Source organism: Streptomyces sp. NPDC001668, from assembly GCF_042893155.1.
Lineage (GTDB): Bacteria > Actinomycetota > Actinomycetes > Streptomycetales > Streptomycetaceae > Streptomyces.
In genome coordinates this window covers 34,645-55,680 of record NZ_JBIAUQ010000004.1, presented here as the reverse complement: position 1 = coordinate 55,680, position 21,036 = coordinate 34,645, and the positions used below count along the sequence as shown (strand labels likewise).

The 21,036-nt window shown below is 70.3% G+C and carries 20 protein-coding genes; all 20 read right to left on the bottom strand.

From position 1 onward, the window contains the following. Positions 1–4: 4 nt before the first annotated feature. The 20 genes from ACFYZ8_RS13665 to ACFYZ8_RS13570 all read right to left on the bottom strand — a co-directional run bounded on the left by ACFYZ8_RS13665 (position 5) and on the right by ACFYZ8_RS13570 (position 21,028). Positions 5–127 (bottom strand): DUF6126 family protein, encoded by a 123-nt coding sequence (locus tag ACFYZ8_RS13665; protein ID WP_359029900.1) that lies wholly within the window; start codon positions 125–127, stop codon positions 5–7. Beyond that, positions 124–729, bottom strand: coding sequence for a helix-turn-helix domain-containing protein (locus tag ACFYZ8_RS13660; protein ID WP_388532381.1), 606 nt, complete (start codon positions 727–729; stop codon positions 124–126). Before ACFYZ8_RS13660 ends, ACFYZ8_RS13665 begins: the two co-directional genes overlap by 4 nt. A gap of 64 nt (positions 730–793) precedes the next feature. Then, positions 794–2,179, bottom strand: coding sequence for an aspartate aminotransferase family protein (locus ACFYZ8_RS13655; protein WP_388532379.1), 1,386 nt, complete (start codon positions 2,177–2,179; stop codon positions 794–796). Continuing rightward, entirely contained in the window at positions 2,176–4,113 is a 1,938-nt protein-coding gene (gene dxs / locus ACFYZ8_RS13650) for a 1-deoxy-D-xylulose-5-phosphate synthase (RefSeq protein WP_388532378.1), read from the bottom strand. The genes ACFYZ8_RS13655 and dxs overlap by 4 nt, the downstream gene beginning before the upstream one ends. 27 nt (positions 4,114–4,140) lie before the next feature. Beyond that, complete coding sequence (gene ispG / locus ACFYZ8_RS13645) at positions 4,141–5,298, bottom strand: flavodoxin-dependent (E)-4-hydroxy-3-methylbut-2-enyl-diphosphate synthase (RefSeq protein ID WP_359029896.1); 1,158 nt, start codon at positions 5,296–5,298, stop codon at positions 4,141–4,143. A 4-nt stretch (positions 5,299–5,302) separates the two neighbouring features. Continuing rightward, positions 5,303–6,325: an adenosyl-hopene transferase HpnH gene (hpnH, locus tag ACFYZ8_RS13640; protein ID WP_359029895.1), complete on the bottom strand. Its 1,023-nt coding sequence runs from the start codon at positions 6,323–6,325 to the stop codon at positions 5,303–5,305. 5 nt (positions 6,326–6,330) lie between these two features. Then, the gene (locus tag ACFYZ8_RS13635) at positions 6,331–6,972 is read right to left on the bottom strand and encodes a 1-hydroxy-2-methyl-2-butenyl 4-diphosphate reductase (RefSeq protein ID WP_388532377.1); all 642 of its coding nucleotides are present in this window, start codon (positions 6,970–6,972) and stop codon (positions 6,331–6,333) included. Continuing rightward, a complete protein-coding gene (gene shc / locus ACFYZ8_RS13630; protein WP_388532376.1) occupies positions 6,972–8,963 on the bottom strand; it encodes a squalene--hopene cyclase in 1,992 nt (663 codons plus the stop codon). The genes ACFYZ8_RS13635 and shc overlap by 1 nt, the downstream gene beginning before the upstream one ends. Positions 8,964–9,084: 121 nt before the next feature. Further along, positions 9,085–10,149 (bottom strand): polyprenyl synthetase family protein, encoded by a 1,065-nt coding sequence (locus ACFYZ8_RS13625; protein WP_078936292.1) that lies wholly within the window; start codon positions 10,147–10,149, stop codon positions 9,085–9,087. A 71-nt stretch (positions 10,150–10,220) separates the two neighbouring features. Continuing rightward, positions 10,221–11,615 (bottom strand): hydroxysqualene dehydroxylase HpnE, encoded by a 1,395-nt coding sequence (hpnE, locus tag ACFYZ8_RS13620; RefSeq protein ID WP_388532374.1) that lies wholly within the window; start codon positions 11,613–11,615, stop codon positions 10,221–10,223. After that, the gene (locus ACFYZ8_RS13615) at positions 11,612–11,761 is read right to left on the bottom strand and encodes a DUF6380 family protein (protein ID WP_359029891.1); all 150 of its coding nucleotides are present in this window, start codon (positions 11,759–11,761) and stop codon (positions 11,612–11,614) included. The genes hpnE and ACFYZ8_RS13615 overlap by 4 nt, the downstream gene beginning before the upstream one ends. After that, positions 11,761–12,711, bottom strand: coding sequence for a presqualene diphosphate synthase HpnD (gene hpnD, locus ACFYZ8_RS13610; RefSeq protein WP_388532373.1), 951 nt, complete (start codon positions 12,709–12,711; stop codon positions 11,761–11,763). Before hpnD ends, ACFYZ8_RS13615 begins: the two co-directional genes overlap by 1 nt. Beyond that, positions 12,708–13,610, bottom strand: coding sequence for a squalene synthase HpnC (hpnC, locus tag ACFYZ8_RS13605; protein ID WP_359029889.1), 903 nt, complete (start codon positions 13,608–13,610; stop codon positions 12,708–12,710). The genes hpnD and hpnC overlap by 4 nt, the downstream gene beginning before the upstream one ends. A 386-nt stretch (positions 13,611–13,996) precedes the next feature. Continuing rightward, positions 13,997–14,776 carry an ABC transporter ATP-binding protein gene (locus ACFYZ8_RS13600; RefSeq protein ID WP_359029888.1) on the bottom strand — a complete coding sequence of 260 codons (780 nt, stop codon included), beginning with the start codon at positions 14,774–14,776 and terminating at the stop codon, positions 13,997–13,999. Beyond that, complete coding sequence (locus tag ACFYZ8_RS13595; RefSeq protein WP_359029887.1) at positions 14,769–15,698, bottom strand: ABC transporter permease; 930 nt, start codon at positions 15,696–15,698, stop codon at positions 14,769–14,771. The genes ACFYZ8_RS13600 and ACFYZ8_RS13595 overlap by 8 nt, the downstream gene beginning before the upstream one ends. A gap of 106 nt (positions 15,699–15,804) precedes the next feature. Further along, entirely contained in the window at positions 15,805–16,677 is an 873-nt protein-coding gene (locus ACFYZ8_RS13590) for a glycosyltransferase (protein ID WP_359030033.1), read from the bottom strand. Positions 16,678–16,685: 8 nt separating this feature from the next. Further along, positions 16,686–17,465, bottom strand: coding sequence for a CDP-alcohol phosphatidyltransferase family protein (locus ACFYZ8_RS13585; RefSeq protein ID WP_388532371.1), 780 nt, complete (start codon positions 17,463–17,465; stop codon positions 16,686–16,688). After that, a complete protein-coding gene (locus ACFYZ8_RS13580; protein ID WP_359029885.1) occupies positions 17,443–18,504 on the bottom strand; it encodes an iron-containing alcohol dehydrogenase family protein in 1,062 nt (353 codons plus the stop codon). The genes ACFYZ8_RS13585 and ACFYZ8_RS13580 overlap by 23 nt, the downstream gene beginning before the upstream one ends. Then, positions 18,492–19,244 (bottom strand): phosphocholine cytidylyltransferase family protein, encoded by a 753-nt coding sequence (locus ACFYZ8_RS13575; protein WP_359029884.1) that lies wholly within the window; start codon positions 19,242–19,244, stop codon positions 18,492–18,494. The genes ACFYZ8_RS13580 and ACFYZ8_RS13575 overlap by 13 nt, the downstream gene beginning before the upstream one ends. Then, on the bottom strand, positions 19,241–21,028 hold the full coding sequence (locus ACFYZ8_RS13570) for a DUF5941 domain-containing protein (protein ID WP_388532368.1): 1,788 nt from the start codon (positions 21,026–21,028) through the stop codon (positions 19,241–19,243). Before ACFYZ8_RS13570 ends, ACFYZ8_RS13575 begins: the two co-directional genes overlap by 4 nt. Positions 21,029–21,036: the final 8 nt, after the last annotated feature.

Below are 21,036 nucleotides of genomic sequence, written 5' to 3'. Positions count from 1 at the left end.
GCGGCTACTGCCCGGCTCCCACCTCGAAGAGCAGGAAGATGAAGGCCGCGAAGACGTGGCCGACGACCAGGTAGATGATGAGGCGCACCCACACCGCACGGGGGAACTTCTCTTCCATGTCGCTCATGGCGTCTCTCCAGGAGTGGGACCCAGGCACAGCGTGGCCGTGGGACTCTGCAGCAGGGTGTGGACGAACAGGAGCTCGACGCCGTCGGGGTCCTGGGCTGCGATGCGGTGCGGGGTCAGCGAGTCGAAGTGCGCGCTGTCGCCCGGGCCGAGCCGGTGCGTGGTGTCGCCGAGGCGGAGCCTGAGCCGTCCCCTGAGGACGTACAGCCATTCCTCGCCGGGGTGCACCCGCACGATGTCGCCCTGGGAGCCGTGCGGCACCCGCACCCGCAGGGCCTGCATGCCGCGTCCCGGCGCGCCCGCCTGGAAGTAGGTCCAGCCGCCCGCCGCGGTCGGTTCCATGTCGGCGCCGCGCACCACGGCGTCCCGTTCGGCGACCGTCTCGCCGAGCAGTTCCGAGACCGTCGTACCGTAGATACGGGCGAGCGCGAGCAGCATCGGCAGCGAGGGCTGGCGCTGCCCGGTCTCCAGCCGGGAGAGGTGGGCGGGGGAGAGTCCCGCGGCACCGGCCGCGGCCTCCAGGGTGAGGGAGGCGCGGCGGCGCAGGGCGCGAAGCTGGGGAGCCACCGAGGGCAGCTCCGCGAAGGCTTCCGGGGAGGTCATACCTCCATTGAGTCGCAGATTTGCCCCTGCGGCAATTTTCTTGCCCCAGAGGCAAATCAGCTGGTCAGCGGTTGGCCACCGCCTGCTTCACCAGCGTCTTGCCGAAGTCCCACATCAGCCCGCCGCCGCTGTGCGCGTCGTCCATGACCTCGGTGAAGGCGTCGACGAACCGGTCCACCTCCTTCTCCCCGACGACGAGCGGCGGGATGAGCTTGATGACCTCCAGGTGGTCGCCGGAGACCTGGGTGAGGATCCGGTGCCGCTGGAGGAGGGGGACGACGACCATCTGCGCGAACAGGCCCTTGCGCGCGGCCTGGAGCATCGTCCAGCGGCTGCGCAGCTTCAGTGACTTCGGCCTGCCGAACTCGATACCGATCATCAGGCCCCGGCCGCGGACGTCGGCGAGCAGCTCGTACTTGTCGATCAGTGCAGCGAGCCGGGACCTCAGCAGGTCGCCGGTGGCGCGGGCGTTCGCGACGATCTGCTCGTTCTCCATGACCGACAGGACGGCGAGCCCGGCCGCCATCGCCTGGGCGTTGGACCCGAAGCTCGCCGAGTGCACCAGCACCCGGTCCATCGACGAGTAGACCTTCTTGAAGATCCAGTCCTTGCCGAGGGTGGCGCCGACCGGGACGTAGCCGCCGGAGAGCGCCTTGGCCACACACACCAGGTCGGGCTCGACCCCGTCCTCGTGCTGGTAGGCGTAGAAGTCCCCGGTCCGGCCGAGCCCGGTCTGCACCTCGTCGGCGATGAGCAGCGCCTTGTGCCTGCGCAGCAGCTCCTGTGCGGACCGCAGATACCCGGGCGGCGGCTCGTGCACGCCCTTGCCCTGGATCGGCTCGACGACCAGGGCGGCGACGTCCCCCTTCTTCAACTCCCTGGCCAGCGCGTCGAGATCGCCGAGGGGTACGGCGGTGTCGGGCAGCAGGGGCGCGAACCCGTCACGAAAGCCGGACTCGCCGTTGACCGAGAGCGAGCCCGTGGTCAGCCCGTGGAAGGCGTGGTCGCAGTACAGGACCCGGGGCTTCCCGGTCGCGTACCGGGCGAACTTGAGCGCGGTCTCCACCGCCTCGGTGCCGCTGTTGCCGAAGAACACCCGGTCCAGGTGCGGGCTGTGGGTGAGCAGCTTCTCCGCGAGCAGCCCGGGCAGCGGCTGGCAGTCGAAGCGGGTCAGGTCGGCGAGCTGGGCGTCGAGGACGTCGTGCAGTGCCTTGCGGACGACGGGGTGGTGGCGCCCCAGGCCCATCACCCCGAACCCGGCGAGCATGTCCAGGTAGTCGTTGCCGTCCGCGTCCCAGAAGTAGGCGCCCTCGCCGCGCTCGTAGACCTTGTCGAAGCCGATGGTGTGCAGCATGCGCGGGAGCTGGTGGTTCAGGTACTTCCCGTGCAGCTCGTAGCGCTCGGCTCCGCGCTCGGCCAGGAGTCTGCCGAGGTCGAACTCCGTGCTCATTCAGCTTTCTCCTTGACTTCGGCCTGTTCCCGCGTGCCGACTTCGACCTGTTCCCGCGCTGCTTCCTTCACGGCCAGGCTCGCGCTGATCCGCCCCGCCACCTCGACCGGCGTCAGACCGATGTCGGCGAGCACCTCGCCCCGCTTGGCGTGCGCGAGGAACTGTTCCGGGATCCCGAACCGCCGTACGGGCACGTCGACTTCGGCGTCGCCGAGGGCCAGGGCCACGGCGGAACCCACCCCGGCGGCACGGCTGTTGTCCTCGACGACGGCCACCAGCCGGTGTTCCGCGGCGAGTACCGGCAGCGCGGGGTCGACGGGCTTGACCCAACGCGGGTCCACCACCGTGCAGTTGATGCCCCGCGCTGCCAGCAGCTCGGCGGCCTGGAGGCAGACCGGGGCCATCACACCGACGGCGACCAGGAGGACGTCCGGCGCGTCCGGGGAACGGTGCAGGACGTCCAGACCCCCCACCCGGTCGATCGCCGGCACCGCGGGACCCACCGACTCCTTCGGGAACCGCACCAGCGTCGGCGCGTCGTCCACGGCGACCGCCTCCCGCAGCTGCGCGCGCAGTTGATCGGCGTCTCGGGGTGCGGCGATCCTGAGGCCGGGGACGACCTGGAGGATCGACATGTCCCACATGCCGTTGTGGGAGGCCCCGTCCACACCGGTGATCCCGGCCCGGTCCAGGACGAACGTGACCCCGCAGCGGTGCAGGGCGACGTCCATCAGGAGCTGGTCGAAGGCCCGGTTCAGGAAGGTCGCGTAGACGGCGACGACGGGATGGAGCCCGCCCGTCGCGAGCCCCGCCGCCGACACCGCCGCGTGCTGCTCGGCGATCCCGACGTCCCACACCCGGTCGGGGAACCGCGCCGCGAACTTCCCGAGCCCCACCGGGTGCAGCATGGCCGCCGTGATCGCCACGACGTCCTCGCGCTCCTCCCCGATCGCCGCCATCTCGTCGCCGAACACCGAGGTCCAGGAAGGCCCGTTGGAGGGGGCGAGCGGCTCGCAGGTGAGGGGGTCCATCACCCCGACGGTGTGGAAGTGGTCCTCCTCGTGGGCGAGGGCGGGCTCGTAACCGCGCCCCTTCTCGGTCAGGCAGTGGACGAGCACCGGGCCGTGGAAGCGTTTCGCCCGCCGCAGCGCCGACTCGACGGCCCCGATGTCGTGTCCGTCGATCGGGCCGACGTACTTCAGCCCGAGGTCCTCGAACATGCCCTGCGGCGCGAAGGCGTCCTTGAAGCCCTTCTTCGCGCCGTGCAGGGACTCGTAGACGGTGTTGCCGACGAGCGGGGTCTTGAGGAGTACGTCCTTCCCCCAGGCCAGCACCTTCTCGTAGCCGTCGGTCGTGCGCAGGGTGGCCAGGTGGTTGGCCAGGCCCCCGATGGTCGGCGAGTACGAGCGCTCGTTGTCGTTGACGACGATGATCAGCGGCCGGTCCTTGGCGGCCGCGATGTTGTTCAGCGCCTCCCAGGCCATCCCGCCGGTGAGCGCGCCGTCACCGATGACGGCGACCACGTGGCCCTTCTCGCCCTGCACCTGGCGGGCCTTGGCGAGACCGTCGGCCCAGCCGAGCGCGGTGGAGGCGTGGCTGTTCTCGACGATGTCGTGCTCGGACTCGGCGCGCGAGGGGTAGCCGGACAGGCCGCCCTTGGAGCGCAGCTTGGAGAAGTCCTGACGTCCCGTCAGGATCTTGTGCACATAGCTCTGATGGCCGGTGTCCCACACGATGCGGTCGACCGGCGACTCGAAGACCCGGTGGAGGGCGATGGAGAGTTCCACCACCCCCAGGTTGGGCCCGAGGTGGCCACCGGTCCTGGCGACCGAGTGCACCAGGAACTCCCTGATCTCCTCGGACAGTTCACTGAGATCCGACTCGGACAGCGCCTTCAGGTCGCGTGGTCCCCGGATGTTCTCCAGCATCGTCACGCTCGGGCCCCCTTCGGTCCGTGCTGTTCAACTCACGGTGACGGCCGGCTCCCCCGACGCGACGCCGTCCTGCTCCATCTGTTCGGCGATCTTCATCGCCTCCTCGATGAGGGTCTCCACGATCTTCGACTCCGGCACGGTCTTGATGACCTCTCCCTTGACGAAGATCTGCCCCTTGCCGTTGCCGGAGGCGACCCCCAGGTCCGCCTCCCGCGCCTCGCCGGGACCGTTGACCACACACCCCATCACCGCGACCCGCAGGGGTACTTCCATGCCCTCCAGGCCCGCGGTGACCTCGTCGGCCAGCTTGTAGACGTCGACCTGTGCGCGCCCGCAGGACGGACAGGAGACGATCTCCAGGCGCCGCTGCCGCAGGTTCAGCGCCTCCAGGATCTGGATGCCGACCTTGACCTCCTCGGCGGGCGGGGCGGACAGCGACACCCGGATGGTGTCGCCGATCCCCCTGCTGAGCAGCGCCCCGAAGGCCACCGCCGACTTGATCGTCCCCTGGAAGGCGGGCCCGGCCTCGGTGACCCCGAGGTGCAGCGGGTAGTCGCACTGCTCGGCGAGCTGCTGGTAGGCGGCCACCATCACCACGGGGTCGTTGTGCTTGACGGAGATCTTGATGTCCCGGAAGCCGTGCTCCTCGAAGAGCGAGGCCTCCCACAGCGCGCTCTCCACCAAAGCCTCAGGAGTCGCCTTCCCGTACTTCTGGAGCAGCCGCCGGTCCAGCGAACCGGCGTTCACCCCGATCCTGATCGGCGTGCCGTGGTCCTTCGCGGCCCGCGCGATCTCCTTCACCTTGTCGTCGAACTGCTTGATGTTCCCGGGATTGACGCGTACGGCAGCACAGCCCGCCTCGATCGCCGCGAACACGTACTTGGGCTGGAAGTGGATGTCCGCGATCACCGGGATCTGCGACTTGCGGGCGATGGTCGCCAGGGCGTCCGCGTCGTCCTGGGTGGGACAGGCGACGCGGACGATCTGGCAGCCGGACGCGGTGAGCTCGGCGATCTGCTGGAGCGTGGCACCGATGTCGGAGGTACGGGTGGTCGTCATCGACTGCACCGACACCGGGGCCCCGCCCCCGACCGCCACCGGCCCGACGTGGATCTGCCGCGACAGGCGCCGCTCGGCGATCGGCCGGACCGGTACCTCGGGGACGCCCAAGGAGATGGCGGTCATGGCGTTACTCTCGGTTTCCGTTGACGGTCTCGCGCATGGCCCGCAGGGACTCCTTGAGGGAGCCCATGGTGGCGAGGACGGCGGTGGGCTCGTAGCCGCAGTGCGCCATGCAGTTGGCGCAGCGCGGGTCCTTGCCGCGGCCGTACTTGTCCCAGTCGGTCTCCTCGATGAGTTCGCGGTACGTCGGCACGTACCCGTCGCTCATCAGGTAGCAGGGGCGCTGCCAGCCGAACAGGGAGTAGTTCGGGATCGCCCAGGCCGTGCACGGGAAGTCGACCTTGCCCTCCAGGAAGTCCAGGAAGAGCGGGGAGTGGTTGAGCCGCCACTTCTTGCGGTTGCCGCCCGCGAAGGCCTTCTTGAAGAGTTCGCGGGTCTGCTCCACGCCCAGGAAGTGCTCCTGGTCGGGCGCCTTCTCGTAGGCGTAGGCGGGCGAGATCATCATCTCGTCGACCTTGAGGTCGTCGTTGAGGAAGTTGAGCACCTCGATGATGGTCTGCGGGGTGTCCGTGTTGAAGAAGGTCGAGTTGGTGGTGACCCGGAAGCCGCGCTTCTTGGCCTCCTTGATCGCCTCCACCGCCTCGTCGAACACGCCCTCCTTCGCCACCGACTCGTCGTGCCGCTCCCGCAGCCCGTCGATGTGCACCGCGAAGGCGAAATAGGGAGAGGGCGTGAACTTGTCCATCTTCTTGCGCAGCAGCATGGCGTTGGTGCAGAGGAAGACGTACTTCTTCTTCGCCACCAACTGCCGCACGATCTCGTCGATCTGAGGGTGCATCAGCGGCTCACCGCCGGCGATGGACACCATCGGCGCACCGGACTCGAGCACCGCTCCGACGGCCTGCGCCACCGGCATGCGCTGCTTGAGGACGCCCGCGGGATGCTGGATCTTGCCGCAGCCCTCGCACTTGAGGTTGCACGCGAAGAGGGGCTCCAGCTCCACGATCAGCGGGAACTTGTCCCGCTTGCGGAGCTTCTGTTCGGCCAAGTATGTAGCGACCTTGATGGACTGACGCAGCGGCATGGCCATCTGGCTCACCTCCTGGGGAGCAGCAAGGAACGGTGCCATTCATAAAAAGCGGGAAGGACGGAACGAAGAACGCGGAAGGCTGATATTCCACCGCGTACCGTGCCGATCCGGACGAGTTCATGTTGTGGAGCGTCCACGACCACCCGGACGGCCGCAACGGGGCGCTCGCCCGCGCGCACGGCGCTCAGGAGCGTGGCCGCGGACTCCATGTCGACCGCGATCGCGCCGGTGGCGAACAGCTCCGACCGTTCGTGACCGCGGACGACATGATCGGAGCCGGTGAGGGGTCCGGTGTGCACGGTACGTCCCGGTACGGCCCGTACGAGCTCCTTGACGAGCAGGTCGGTCTCCACACAGGGAACGGTTCCGTCCGGATCCCGGGTCTCCTCGGCGACCACCAGATCGCCGGGGTGCATACCGGGGGCGAGCCCCGCACAGAAGCCGGTGGCCAGTACGGCGGCCCCGGCGAGGGCCGGGTCGGCCAGGCGCCGGGTGACGGAGCGTTCCGCCGCCTTGGGGCCCATGCCGGTCCTGAGCAGGGTGACCGGCCCGCCGGCCCCGCCGCGGTCGCCGGTGCGCAGGGCGAGGTGCTCGATGCCGAGAGCGCAGGCGATCAGCAGCGGGGCGGTGGCGGGCTGGGTGCTCATCAGAGGGCCTCGGTCCGGGAGAACGGTTCTCCATGGACGTAACGGCCCAGGGCGGTGAGCGGGAAGACCTGCCGGTAGAGGTGGTAGTTGATGGAGAAGTTCCAGGGGAAGCCGGTGCCGGTGAAGTAGGGCTCGTCCCAGGAGCCGTCCTCGCGCTGGGTGCTCGCGAGCCACTCGATACCGCGCTCGACCGCCTTGGAGTCCCTCTCCCCCGCGGCCAGCAGCGCCATCAGCGCCCAGGCCGTCTGGGAGGCGGTGGAGGCGCCGCGGCCGCTCCACTCCTTGACGTACTTGTAGGAGCGCAGGTCCTCGCCCCAGCCGCCGTCGTCGTTCTGCACCTTCTCCAGCCAGGCCACCGCCCGCCGGATCGCCGGGTGCGAGGCCGGCAGCCCGGCGGCCGTCAGCGCGGGCACCACCGACCCCGTGCCGTAGATGTAGTTGACGCCCCAGCGCCCGAACCACGAGCCGTCCGGCTCCTGTTCGGCGAGCAGCCACTCGATGCCGCGCCGGGTGCGCGGGTCATGGGAGAGCCCCTCGAAGGCGAGCATCTCCACCACGTGGGCGGTGACGTCGGCGGACGGCGGGTCGATGACCTCACCGAAGTCGCAGAACGGCAGCCGGTTGGGGAACGGGCTGGTGTTGTCGACGTCGAACGCCGCCCACGCCCCGTTCTTCGACTGCATCCCCAGGTTCCAGCGCACCCCGCGCCCGATGGCCTTCTCCACCCGCTCGGGGTCGTGGTGCCGGACCCGGCGCAGCGCGAGGACGACCTCGGCGGTGTCGTCGATGTCGGGGTAGTTGTCGTTGTGGAACTCGAACGCCCAGCCGCCCGGCGGGAGTTGGGGTCGCTTGACCGACCAGTCCCCCGGCCGCACGATCTCCTCGCCGAGCATCCAGTCCGCGGCCTTGACGAGCTGCGGGTGGTCGGCGGGCACGCCCGCGTCGGCGAGCGCGATGGTGGCGAGGCAGGTGTCCCACACCGGCGACTGGCAGGCCTCGATCATCCGGGACCCGTCCTCGCGCCAGATGGCGAAGCGGTCCAGCGACTCCAGACCGGCCCGCATGACCGGGTGCTGGAGGTCGTAGCCGAGCAGATGCAGGGCGATCACCGAGTACACGGCCGGGGGCTGGATCCCGCCCCAGCAGCCGTCGTTCTCCTGCCGTTCGATGATCCAGCGGGCCGCGCTGTTCATCGCCGCTCTGCGGAGTCTGCGCGGGGCGACCTTGCGCAGCTGGTGCAGGGCCTTGTCGAGACGCTGGAAGGCGCCGTCCCAACTCGCCACGGGGGCGAGGGGTTTGGCCGGGTTCGGGTCGGCCGGGTCGATGTGCAGTTCGTCGAGCGGGAAGGGCGCGGGCCGGACCGGGCGCTTCGCGGACACGATCGTCAGCGGGACGATGGTCTGGCGGGCCCAGCAGCCGAAGTCGTAGATGTTGAGCGGGACCCACTTGGGGAAGTAGATGAGTTCCGGCGGGAGTTCGGGCAGGTCCTCCCACTTCCACCAGCCGAACAGGGCGAGCCAGATCCGGGTGAACACCCGGGCGGCGGCGATACCGCCCTGGGCGCGGATCCAGGCGGAGGCCTTCGCCATGTGCGGGGCGTCGGGCGCGTCGCCGTCCATGCGGAGGGCGACGTATGCCTCGATGGTGGTGGAGAGTTCGCCGGGCCCGCCGTAGAAGCTGGCCCAGGTGCCGTCCTCGCGCTGCTCGCCGCGGATGAACTTGGCGGCGGCCCGGGTGGTCGACTCGTCGCGGATGCCCAGGAACTGACGGAGCAGCAGGTCCTCGGCGTCCATCGTGACGTTGGTCTCGAGGTCGCCCTTCCACCAGCCTTCGGCGTCCTGCCGGGCGAGCAGGTGGTCGGTGGCGCGCTGGACGGCACGCACGGCGGCTTCTTGTATCCCGGCCGCCACGGGGGTGTCGAGGTGGGTTTCGCTGGCCGCGGCAGCGCGGGGCGGCAGTGCCCCGGTGCTTCCGTCGGTCGTCGCTGTCATGGCTTCCCCTTCGTGCAGTGTGCAATGTGGTGCTCTGCTGTGGGTCCGCCGTCGGCCGGTGCCTTTCCTTTCCTCGCAGCACCGGCCGGCGACTACGCGAGGGCTATTCGACCGATAGTGATCATCTCTTTCGTACGACGACGAAGTCGGCGAGCGCCGTGAACTGGTCCCGCACCCGGTCGGGCATGTCGACGGCGTTCAGGGCTTCGATGGCGATGGTGTGCTGACGGCGGGCCTCCGCGGCCGTCCACTCTCGGCCGCCGGCCTCCTCGATGAGGGCGGCGCGGGCCGCGAACTCCTCCTCGGAGAAGTTCTCGAAGTCGCTGCTCTTGGCGTCGGCGGCGAGGATCTCACCGAGCCGCTCGGAGGCGGCGCCGCCCGCCGCGAGCGCGGCCACGACCGGCAGGGACTTCTTGCGCTGGCGCAGGTCGCTCCAGGTCTGCTTGCCGGTGGAGACCGGGTCGCCCCAGATGCCGAGGAGGTCGTCGACGGCCTGGAAGGCGAGGCCCAGGTGGTAGCCGTACTTCTCCAGGGTGTCGGCGGTGCGGTCGTCCGCGCCGCCGAGCACGGCGCCGATGGAGCTGGCGCAGGCGAGCAGGGCGCCGGTCTTGTTGCCCTCCATCTCCAGGCACTCCTCGACGCTGACGCGGTCGCGGTGCTCGTAGGAGATGTCCTGCGCCTGGCCGTCGATCAGGGCGCGAGTGGCGGTGGTCAGACGGCGGGTGGCGCGGCCGGCCTCGACAGTGCCGAGCTCCAGCAGGACCTCGTTGGCCAGGGCGAACAGGGCGTCGCCGACCAGGATGGCCTGAGCCGGGCCGTGCACCTTCCACACGGTGTCGCGGTGGCGGCGCTGCTCGTCGCCGTCCATCAGGTCGTCGTGCAGCAGTGAGAAGTTGTGGACCAGTTCGACGGCGACCGCACCGGGGATGCCGGTCTCGGGCGCGGCGCCGGTGACCTCGGCCGACAGGACGGCGAGGGCGGGGCGCACGGCCTTGCCGCCGTCCCCGTCCGCGGGGTTGCCCTGGGCGTCGATCCAGCCGAAGTGATAGGCGGAAACGGTGTCCATCGGGGATGCGAGGCGGTCGACGGCCGCCTTCAGCACCGGAGTGGCCAGGGTCCGGCCGCGCTCCAGGAGCGCGGTCACGTCCACCGCGGACCTCGCAGCGGCCGTCTCGGCCGGGGGCACAGTGGGCACAGTCTCTCCTCTTGTCGCGGTACCGGAGGTGCTGGGGCCGGATACGCCGTGCTGGTCGAGCATCACGCGGCCTCCTCGAACTCGAAGAGACGGGCGGGGCGGGGCCGGCCCAGGGCGGCGAGGGCGGCGTCCGCCGCACTCACACCACTGCGGACCGCACTCTCCATGGTCGCGGGCCACCCTGTGGCGGTCCACGCGCCGGCCAGGTAGAGGCCGGGGGCTTTCGTACGGGCGCCGGGCCGCAGCCGTCCGACGCCGGGGGTGGGGGCGAACGTCGCCGTGCGCTCCCTGGTCACGAAGAAGTCCTTCACCTCGGCGCCGCGCGCGAGGGGCAGCAGCCGCTCCAGCTCGGGCAGATACCGCTCGCGCAGCGCGGCCACCGGCTCGTCGATCTCGTCGTGGGCGGCCGACTGGGACAGGGCGAGGTACTGGCCCGCGCGCAGCCCGGAGGCGGCGGTGCGGTCGAAGACCCACTGCACGGGGGTGCCGAGGGCCGCGAAGAACGGCTTGTCGAGGACCTTGCGGTCGTAGACGACATGGACGTTGAGGATCGGCGCGGTGCCGATCTCCCGAAGATTTTCCGGGGCGTCGAGCGCGCCCTCCGGCAGCAGGTCACACGCCTCGCCCTGGGCCACGGCGAGCACCACCGCGTCGGCCCGGAGTGTCTCCCCGGGAACCTGAACGCTCCAAGTGCCGTTCTCGTCAGTAGAGATGGAGGTGACGCGTGTACGGACCTCGGTACGCACGCCCGCGGAGTCGAGCGCCTTGCGGGCCAGCCGGTCATGCAGTTCACCCAGCGGGACATGCGCCCAGCCGATGTCGGCCGCTCCCGGGTCGGACAGCAGACCGGTCTTGAACACCATCGCGGCGAGCCCCAGCGAGGCGTCGCCCGCGACCGCGTTGAGGGTGGCGACCCCGACCAGGTCCCACAGGGCCTCGACGGCACGCGCCGACTGACCGTGCGCGGTCAGCCAGCTGCCGAAGTCCTGTGCGTCCAGGCTCGGATCGGCGAGGTCGAGACCCTTGAGCGCGAGCGCGGCACGCCCCACAGCGGCCCGCTCGGCGAGCGAGAGATGCGGGTACGTGGCGAGGCTGCGCCCCAGATGCAGGGGCACCGGCAGCGCGTCGCGCCGCAGTCTGCCGAGCCGCCGGCCCTCGGGCCGGGCCACGTCGAGCACGGGCACGTCGAGACGATCCTGCAGCGGTGCCAGCGCCGTCCCCTCGATGCGGTCGAGGAACCAGCGGTAGGCGGTGCAGCAGCGCAGGTAGACGTGCTGTCCGTTGTCGACGGTCAGTTCGCCGCGCTGGAAGGAGAAGGCGAGTCCGCCCAGGCGTGGTCTGCCTTCGAGCAGGGTGACGCGCACTCCGGCGTCGGCGAGCGCGAGCGCGGCGGTGATCCCGGCGAGCCCACCGCCGATCACGACGGCGTCCCGCCCGGACTGCTGCCCGTCGGTCATCGCGCACCCTCCCCTGCCCGGACGCCGTGGTACTTGATCGGTGCACGGCCGGCCGTTGCAGTCAGGGACGCCGTCCCCGGCTGGAGGGTTGCGTGCCACTTTCCTCCGGCAGCATCACCTTGGACCGAATTGTCCACCTCGTCCATCAGGCACGCCTCCTGAGGGTCTGCCGCGTCACATGCCGCGCGTCCAGACCGGACAGGCCGCGGGCGGCGACGTACGCCTTCTCGCGACCGGGCAGCGAGACCCGGCCGCGCAGCACCGCCTCGGGGTCGCGCTCGATGCGGTCGAGCAGACGGCGGTAGATGCCGGCCATGGCGGCGACACAGGCGCCGCTGCGCCGGTCGAGCATGGGGAGCAGCCGGTAGCCCTCGGCGAAAAGGGCGCGGGCCCGTCGCACTTCGAAGTGCACGAGGCCCGCGAAGTCGGCGCCCTCCGGTGGTTTCGGCCCCTTGAAGCCGGCCGAGCAGCCGAACTTCGCGAGGTCGTCGGCGGGCAGATAGATCCGCCCGCCCTCGGCGTCCTCCCGGACGTCCCTGAGGATGTTGGTGAGCTGGAGCGCGAGACCGAGCGTGTCGGCATACTCCGGCGCGCGTTCGGCGGCGCGCGCCCCGGGTTCCGTACCGAACACACCCAGCGAGAGCCGGCCGATGGCGCCCGCCACACAGCGGCAGTACACCTTCAGGTCGTCCCAGGTCTCGTAGGTCTCACCGCGTACGTCCATCAGGACGCCGTCGATCAGCTCGTCCAGGCCGCCCAGCGGGATCGGGAAGGTCTCGGCGGCGTGGGCGAGGGCGACGGCCACCGGATCGGTGTCGTCCTCGTCGACCGAGCCCTCCCGCACCCGGGTCAGCATCGCCCGGGTGTCCTCGAGTCTCGCCGCCTTGACGTCGTCCGCCAGCGCGCCGTCTCCGATGTCGTCGACGCGCCGTGAGAACGCGTAGAGCGCCGACATCGCACGCCGCTTGGACGTCGGCAGCAGCCTGATGCCGTACGCGAAGTTACGGGCCTGCTGTCCGGTCACTGCCTCGCAGTAGCTGTAGGCGGCGAGTACCGGTGCGGACGCGTGTGGTGGTGCCTCCACCGTCCGGATCACCCCTCTCCTCGCAGAGTGACGCCCACCTCGCGCAGCAGCTGGAGCTTGCCGGGCTTGGGCGGGCCGGGAAGTACGTCGTGTTCTGCGGCGGCGATCGCGCGGAGCGCCGCCCTTCCCCCCGCCACGAACCCTGCGAGCAGCAGCTTCAGTCTGCCGTGGACGCTACCCACCAGGGGGGCGCCTTCATTCAGGAGTTCGCGGGCGCGTTGTGCTTCGTATGCAACCAGAGCGCGCACCGATGCGCCCGCGCTTTTCGCGGCGAGATCCGCCTCCTGGACGTGAAAGCGCTTCATGTCCGCGGCGGGCAGATAGATGCGGTCGCGGCCGAGGTCCTCGGCGACGTCCTGGAGGTGCTCGACGATCTGGAGGGCCGTACAGATCGCGTCCGAGAGGCGGATCCGCTCGGGCGTCGAGGTGCCGGTGACGGCGAGCACGAGACGGCCCACGGGGTTGGCGGACAGCTCGCAGTAGGCGAGCAGGTCGTCGTAGGTCTCGTAGCGGGTGACGAGCTGGTCCTGGCGGTTGGCGGCGATCAGGCCGAGGAAGGGCTCGGGGGTGAGGGAGCGGCGGCGGACCGTGGGCTGGAGGCGGCGCAACAGCGGGTGGCGGGGCTCTCCGGAGAAGACGCGGTGCAGGTCGGCCTCGAAGGCGTCCAGCAGGGCCAGCCGGTCCTCGGCCTCCTCGGGCGACACGCCGAGCAGCCGGGCGTCGGCACCGCCGGGGGCGAGATCGCCGTCACCGATGTCGTCGACGAGGCGCGCGAAGCCGTAGACCGCCATGAGGTCGGTGCGCCAGTCCTTGGGCAGGAAGAACGGAGCCACGGGGAAGTTCTCCGCCGCGGCCTTGTCGAGCGTTCCGCGCTCCGTTGTGCCGGGGCGCGTCGTGCCGGTCTCCGTCATCGCGGCCTGCCCGGGGCGGGGACGGCACGTGCTGCGTTGAGCTGGGGAGTTTCCGTAGCCATCGCCGTCACATCTCCCGTTCTACACCGCCGACCCAATACCCACTATTTCGGACACGCCGCCCGGCCGTCCGCACGGCGTCCCAGTGATCGGGTGTCGCGCATTATCGCCCTACTTGGAGCGATTCGGCACCGGTACAGCTTACGTTGTACAACGCGGCAAGGATCGTCGGGGTGTCCTGCACATCACAACAACACACCGATTGGCCCCAAGATTCCTAAGGGGCGCCGAAGTTGACGTTTCCTTTGCAGACGCGGGGCCCCGCCGGAACAGTTCCGGCGGGGCCCGGTCAAGCGGAGCGGTGTCTTTCGTCCGGGGCGGGTGGACTACTTGCCCGTGAACTTCTCGTACTCCTTGATGACCTCGTCGGTCGGGCCGTCCATGCGCAGCTCGCCGCGCTCCAGCCACAGGACGCGGTCGCAGGTGTCACGGATCGACTTGTTGTTGTGACTGACGAGGAACACCGTGCCGGCCTCCTTGCGCAGTTCGCGGATGCGTTCCTCGGAACGCTTCTGGAACTTCCGGTCACCGGTCGCCAGCGCCTCGTCGATCATGAGGACGTCGTGGTCCTTGGCGGCGGCGATGGAGAAGCGCAGCCGGGCCGCCATGCCGGAGGAGTAGGTGCGCATCGGAAGGGTGATGAAGTCGCCCTTCTCGTTGATCCCGGAGAAGTCGACGATCTCCTGGTAGCGCTCCTTGATCTGCTCGCGGGACATGCCCATGGCGAGCCCGCCCAGGATGACGTTGCGTTCGCCGGTCAGGTCGTTCATCAGGGCCGCGTTGACGCCGAGCAGGGACGGCTGGCCGTGGGTGTAGACCTTGCCGCTCTCGGCGGGCAGCAGGCCGGCGATCGCGCGCAGGAGGGTCGACTTGCCGGAGCCGTTGGAGCCGATCAGGCCGATCGCCTCGCCCTTGTAGGCGACGAAGGACACGCCCCGCACGGCGTGCACCTTGCGCACACCGCGCTCCTCGCCGCGCTTGAGGATGCGGCTCAGCGCGGCGGTCGCGCTGCCCTTGCCGGTCTTGGCGCCGTTGACGCGGTAGACGATGTGCAGGTCGTCCGCGATGACGGTGGGGGTCTTCTCGTCCCTGGGGTCCTCAGCCACGGCCGTACCTTTCCTCCGCCTTCCAGAAGTACACGAAGCCGCCGAGCGCGAAGAGCGCGGCCCAGCCGCCCGCGGCCGCCCAGACGTGGTCGGGCAGGTTCTCGGCGCCGTACTCGTCGATCAGGGCGAAGCGCATGAGGTCCATGTAGATGGCCGCCGGGTTCCACTGGAGCACCGTGGCGAGCCACTGCGGCTTGTCGGCCAGCATGATCGGGATCGAGAACATCACGCCGGACGCGTACATCCACGTACGCATCACGAACGGCATGAGCTGGGCCAGGTCCGGGGTCCTGGCCCCGGCGCGGGCCATGATCAGCGCGAGGCCCGTGTTGAAGAGGAACTGGAGGATCAGCACCGGGACGATCAGGGCCCAGGACAGGTCCGGGTAGTGGCCGAAGCCGACCGCCACGGCGAACAGCACGACCATCGAGAACAGCAGCTGCTGGAGCTGCTGGAGCGCGAAGGAGATCGGCAGGGAGGCCCGCGGGAAGTGCAGCGCGCGCACCAGGCCGAGGTTGCCGGAGATCGCGCGGACGCCCGCCATCACGGAGCTCTGCGTGAAGGTGAAGACGAAGACACCCGTGACCAGGAACGGGATGTACACGTCCTTCGACATGCCCCGGCTGGCGTTCAGGATGACGCCGAAGATGAAGAAGTAGACGCCCGCGTTCAGCAGCGGCGTCGCCACCTGCCACAGCTGGCCGAGCTTGGCCTGGCTGTACTGGGCGGTCAGCTTCGCCCGCGAGAACGCGAGGATGAAGTGGCGCCGGTCCCAGAGCTGGCGGACGTACTCGACGAGTGAGGGCCTGGCGCCGCTCACGGTCAGGCCGTACCGGCCGGCGAGCTGTGCCGCCGTGAGGCCCTCGTCGGGCGACGCGGGCGCGCTCACCGCGACCGTGCCGTCGTGCGTTGTCTCACTCACTGATGGATAGCTTTCCTCTTCGGGATGCTTCGGGATGCGCGGCCTGTACGGGCAGGGCAGGAGCGGGGGCCGTGGTGCGGCCCGGCCGCTCTCAGGACCGAGCTTGTCAGATGACCGGGGGCCGGCCCAGTCGGGTCAGGCGCCAGACGGTACGCCACTTCATCGGCCTGCGCGGACCGCACGGCGTGCTCCAGCCCTCCCGGAAGCCGCCGAACCAGGCCTTCAGGGCCGGCCGCGAGGGGCGGCGCAGCAGGGTCAGCAGCATCCAGACGCCCAGGTAGACCGGGACGAGGAGCGCGGGCAGGTTGCGGCGGGCGAGCCAGACGCGGTTGCGGGCGACCATGCGGTGGTAGACCGCGTGCCGCGAGGGCGCGGTCGTCGGGTGGTACAGCACCATGTCGGACCGGTAGTCGATCATCCAGCCCGCGTCGAGGGCCCGCCACGCCAGATCGGTTTCCTCATGCGCGTAGAAGAACTCGTCCGGGAGGCCGCCGACTTCGGCGAAGACCTGGGTGCGTACGGCGTTGGCGCCGCCGAGGAAGGTGGTGACCCGGGAGGAGCGCATCGGGTCGGCGGCCCGCAGCCGGGGGACGTGCCGGCGCTGGGTGACCCCGGTGTCGGGGTCGGCGATGCGGAAGCTGACGATGCCGAGTTTCGGGTCGGCGGCGAAGGCCTGGCGGCACAGTTCGGCGGTGTCGTGGTTCGGCAGGAGGCCGTCGTCGTCCAGGAAGAGCAATATGTCGACGTCGCGGCCGCTGGGGCCGAAGGCCTCGATGCCGACGTTGCGGCCGCCGGGGATGCCGAGGTTCTCGGGCAGCTCGATGGTCCGGACACCGTCGGGGACGTCCGGGACGGGCGAGCCGTTTCCGACGACGACCACCTCGACCGGGTCGCCGTCCTGCTTGGCGACCGAGTCGAGCAGGGCACGCAGCTCCTCGGGCCGGTTGCCCATGGTGATGATGACGGCGCCGACCTTCATGCCGGTGCTCACTTCAGCCTGCTGGAGGCGAGGATCGACACGAGGTGCAGCAGGGTCTGGAGCAGGGCGATCCCGGCCATCACCGCGACACCCAGCCGAGAGAAGAACAGGTCGTCGCGCATCTGGTCCACGACCGCGAGGACCAGGATCACCAGGGACGCCTCGATGCCGAGGATCAGCCGGTGGAACTTGAACGCGGCGGCGGCCCGGCGGGCCAGTGCCATGCCGGAGGAGCGCATCTCGGCGGCCGCCTCCTGCACGGGCGGCTTGCCGGCCTGGTGCCGGGCGACGCCCACGAGGTCGGTCTCGGCCTTGATGAGGATCGCGCCCAGGGCGGCGAGGGTGCCGAGGAAGGCCCACAGCCAGTCGATACGGCCGCCGCCGAACAGGTCGGCGGCGCGCAGGCCGAAGCCCACCAGCACGGCAGCGTCGGTCAGGTAGGCGCCGACGCGGTCCAGGTAGACGCCGTTGAGGGAGTACTGCTTCTTCCAGCGCGCGATCTCGCCGTCGACGCAGTCGAGCAGCAGGTACATCTGGACGCACACCACGCCGAGCACGGCTCCCGGGATCCCCGGCACCAGGAGGGCCGGGGCCGCGAGGACGCCGAAGACGGTCATCAGGTACGTGAGCTGGTTGGGCGTGACCCTGGTGTTCACCAGGTAGCGGTCCACCCGCAGGGACACCTCACGCATGTAGAGGCGTCCCATCCAGTGCTCACCGCTGCGCCGGTCCTTGACCCCCGCGGGGTGGACGACCGGACGGAGTTCAGCTACCGATGGCCTTGACATAGTCGGTGTAGATGTCCTTGATCTGGTCGGTCTTGAGGTCGAGGTGTTCGAGGATGGTGTAGCGGCCGGGGCGGGTCTGCGGGGCGAACTCCACGGCGCGCACGAACTCCGCGGGCGTGAAGCCGATCTCCTCCGGCAGCACCGGAAGTCCGTGCCTACGCAGCACCTCGGCCATGTACGCCGATTCCTCGTGGGCTCCGCGCAGGTACATCGCGAAGGCCGCGCCCAGGCCGCACTGCTCGCCGTGGGCGGCGGCGCGCTTGGGGTAGAGCAGGTCGAACGCGTGGTTGATCTCGTGGCAGGCACCGGAGGACGGGCGGGAGTCGCCCGACACCGACATGGCGATACCGGTGAGGACCAGTGCCTCGGCCAGCACCTGGAGGAAGTTGTCGTCGCCGACTCCGCCGGGGTGGCGGAGCACCGCCTCGCCGGCCTGGCGGGCCATCGCCGCGGCGAGACCGTCGATCTTCTCGCCGTTGACGCGGTTGGCCAGTTCCCAGTCCGCGACCGCGGAGATGTTGGAGATGACGTCGCCGATGCCGGAGCGCACGAAGCGGACGGGGGCCTCACGGATCACGTTGAGGTCGATGACCACGGCGATCGGGTTCGGCACCCCGTACGAGCCGCGGCCGGCGTCGTTGTCGAGGGTCGCGACCGGCGAGCAGAGACCGTCGTGCGCGAGGTTGGTGGCCACGGCGACCAGCGGCAGGCCCACCCGGGCGGCCGCGAACTTCGCGCAGTCGATGATCTTCCCGCCGCCGAGGCCGACGATCGCATCGTAGTGGCCGGCCTTTATGTCGTTCGCCAGCCGGACCGCGTCGTCGATCGTGCCGCCGTCGACCTCGAACCAGGTGGCCCCGGGCAGACTCGGCGCGATCCGCTCGCGCAGCCTGGCACCCGAGCCGCCGCTGACGGCGACGGCGAGCTTGCCGGACTGCGAGATGCGTTCGTCGGCGAGGACACAGCCGAGGTCGTCGAGGGCACCCGGGCGGATGTCCACGACCAGCGGTGAGGGGATCAGCCGGGTCAGTACTGGCACGCGATCTCCCGTCCACGGGCGAGGTCGTCGTGGTTGTCGATCTCCACCCACGGGACGTCGCCGATCGGCGCGACGTCGATGCGGAAGCCGCGGTTCACCAGCTCCTGGTAGCCGTGCTCGTAGAACTGCTGCGGGTCGGTCTCCCAGACCGTCTTCAGCGCGTCGGCCAGTTCGGGGGCGGCGTCGCCCTCGATGAGGGTGACGCCGATGTACTCGCCGGTGGCCTCGGCCGGGTCCATCAGCTTGGTGATCTTCGTCATGCCCTTCTCGGGGTCGACGACGACCTTCATCTCCTCGTCGGCGAGATTCTTCACCGTGTCCAGCGCGAGGATGATGCGACGGCCCTCACCGCGGGCGGCGAGCAGCGTCTTCTCGACGGAGACCGGGTGCACGGTGTCGCCGTTGGCGAGGATCACGCCGTCCTTGAGGGCGTCACGGCCGCACCACAGGGAGTAGGCGTTGTTCCACTCCTCGGCCTTGTCGTTGTCGATGAGGGTGAGCTTGAGGCCGTACTTCTGCTCCAGGGCGGCCTTGCGCTCGTACACGGCTTCCTTGCGGTAGCCGACGATGACCGCGACCTCGGTCAGGCCGATCTCGGCGAAGTTGCCGAGGGTCAGGTCGAGAACCGTGGGTTCGCCCTCTATGCCCGCGGGGCCCACCGGCACCAGAGCCTTGGGGAGGCTGTCGGTGTAGGGGCGCAGACGGCGTCCGGCGCCGGCCGCCAGCACGAGGCCGATCATGCGGTTTCTCCTTCGTCGTGTACGGCGGGCGCCCCAGCGGACACCCAGAAACGGATGCTCTCGACGACCACCACCAGGGCCACGGCCACCGCCAGGGCCGTGAGCGCGACCGTGAACTGCGAGGCGGTGAGCGCGGCGGCCAGGACGGTGACGAGCAGCGTCCGTCCCTCGTGTCCCCCGACAGCGCGCACCAGCCAGGCCGGCGGCGCTCCGGCGTTGCCGCGGATGCGGTACACCGTGTCGTAGTGATGGTAGGCGACTGCCCCTACCAGGCCGAAAGCCGCAGGAAGGGCTCCGTTCACATCCGCTTTGGCCGCCAGAACGAGAACCGTGCAGTATTCGGCGGCGCGGAAGAGCGGGGGGACGAGCCAGTCGAGGGAGCCCTTGAGGGGGCGGTACAGGGCCTGACCGGCGGCAACCGCGTAGACGAAGGCACCGGCGACAGGAGCCCAGGTCACGCCCGAGAACAGGGCGACGGTCAGGATGGCGACGCCGGCCACCGCCGCCGGGAGCGGGCCTCCGAGAGGGGCGCGCGCGGGCTTCGCGAGGAGTCCGGCCAGCGGTCCGTTGTCCGCGAGGTCCGCCAGTGCCTGCGCAGCCCGGTCCGTCCGCTGTGCCTTGCGGGTCAGCGACCGCAGCACCCGGCCCGCCGTGGTGTACGTCGCGGCGAAGGCGCACCCGATGAGCAGGGCGTAGAAGGTGATCCGCGGAGTCGTCACCGCGGTCAGCACCGCGATCATCGCCCAGCGCTCGCCGATGGGCAGGACGATCATCCGTCGCACCCACACCGTCCAGCCGACGCTGTCGAGCTTGTCCGAAAGGGCCGCCGTGGGGCTGGTGTTGGCGGTGGCGTCGTGGTTGGCCTCGTTGAAGGAGAAGTCGACGACGTGCCGGCAGGTCTGGAGGATCATCGCGCCGAGAGCCAACGCCCATACGTCGTCGCCGCCCCGGGCCGCTCCGAGGGCGAGGCCCGCGTAGTAGGCGTATTCCTTGGCCCGGTCGAAGGTTGCGTCGAGCCAGGCGCCGAGCGTGGAGTACTGGAGGGAGTAGCGGGCGAGCTGGCCGTCGGTGCAGTCCAGGACGAACGAGGCGATCAGCAGGACGCCCGCCGCGATGAAGCCGCCGCGGGTACCCGTGGCCGCGCAGGCCGCCGCGATCAGGGCGGTGATCAGGGAGGCGGTGGTGACCTGGTTCGGGGTCAGACCGCGGCGGGCGCACCAGCGGGCGATGTAGCGGGAGTAGGGGCTGATGAAGTGCGTGGTGAAGAAGCCGTCGCGGGACTTCACCGCGGACTTCAGGCGTACGGCCTCGTCGTCGACGTCCGCCACGGCCTGCCGCGCCTCGTTGCGGGCCTGGGGGTCGGCGGGGACGGCGGCGACCAGGCTGCCGAGCTCGGGGCGGTGCACCTCGGCGCCGTCCTCGGCCAGCGCGGTGACGATGCGGTCCGGGAGGCTGTCCACGGCGATCGCGGTGCCGCCGCCCGTGGCGTTCTCGCGGGCCAGCGCCCGGGTGAGGCGCACGCGGCCGTCGGGCTGCGCGGTGACCGCGCCCGGCACGGCGGCGAGGGAGAAGCGGGGGTCGGTGAGGCCCAGGCGCAGGGCGTGCACGTGGCCGACGAAGCGGGCGTCGACGAGGGCGACGCGCTGCTCCCCGGGCGCCTCGGCGACCAGTCGCTCGGCGTCGGCGGCGTCCACGGCGACCCGCACGTCGAAGCCGAGGGACCGCAGATCACCCTCGATCGACGATCCGGGGACCGGCTGACCGGTGAGGATGGCGGTCGACAACCGAACTC

Excerpts from the sequence above, each read along its gene's own strand:
- hpnE (WP_388532374.1), bottom strand. The coding sequence starts at position 11,615 with ATGACCGACGGGCAGCAGTCCGGGCGGGACGCCGTCGTGATCGGCGGT.
- shc (WP_388532376.1), bottom strand. The coding sequence starts at position 8,963 with ATGACAGCGACGACCGACGGAAGCACCGGGGCACTGCCGCCCCGCGCT.
- ACFYZ8_RS13665 (WP_359029900.1), bottom strand. The coding sequence starts at position 127 with ATGAGCGACATGGAAGAGAAGTTCCCCCGTGCGGTGTGGGTGCGCCTC.
- ACFYZ8_RS13575 (WP_359029884.1), bottom strand. The coding sequence starts at position 19,244 with ATGATCGGCCTCGTGCTGGCGGCCGGCGCCGGACGCCGTCTGCGCCCC.
- hpnH (WP_359029895.1), bottom strand. The coding sequence starts at position 6,325 with ATGGCCATGCCGCTGCGTCAGTCCATCAAGGTCGCTACATACTTGGCC.
- hpnC (WP_359029889.1), bottom strand. The coding sequence starts at position 13,610 with ATGACGGAGACCGGCACGACGCGCCCCGGCACAACGGAGCGCGGAACG.
- ACFYZ8_RS13635 (WP_388532377.1), bottom strand. The coding sequence starts at position 6,972 with ATGAGCACCCAGCCCGCCACCGCCCCGCTGCTGATCGCCTGCGCTCTC.
- ACFYZ8_RS13615 (WP_359029891.1), bottom strand. The coding sequence starts at position 11,761 with ATGGACGAGGTGGACAATTCGGTCCAAGGTGATGCTGCCGGAGGAAAG.
- ispG (WP_359029896.1), bottom strand. The coding sequence starts at position 5,298 with ATGACCGCCATCTCCTTGGGCGTCCCCGAGGTACCGGTCCGGCCGATC.
- ACFYZ8_RS13655 (WP_388532379.1), bottom strand. The coding sequence starts at position 2,179 with ATGAGCACGGAGTTCGACCTCGGCAGACTCCTGGCCGAGCGCGGAGCC.
- ACFYZ8_RS13585 (WP_388532371.1), bottom strand. The coding sequence starts at position 17,465 with ATGTCAAGGCCATCGGTAGCTGAACTCCGTCCGGTCGTCCACCCCGCG.
- ACFYZ8_RS13660 (WP_388532381.1), bottom strand. The coding sequence starts at position 729 with ATGACCTCCCCGGAAGCCTTCGCGGAGCTGCCCTCGGTGGCTCCCCAG.
- ACFYZ8_RS13590 (WP_359030033.1), bottom strand. The coding sequence starts at position 16,677 with ATGAAGGTCGGCGCCGTCATCATCACCATGGGCAACCGGCCCGAGGAG.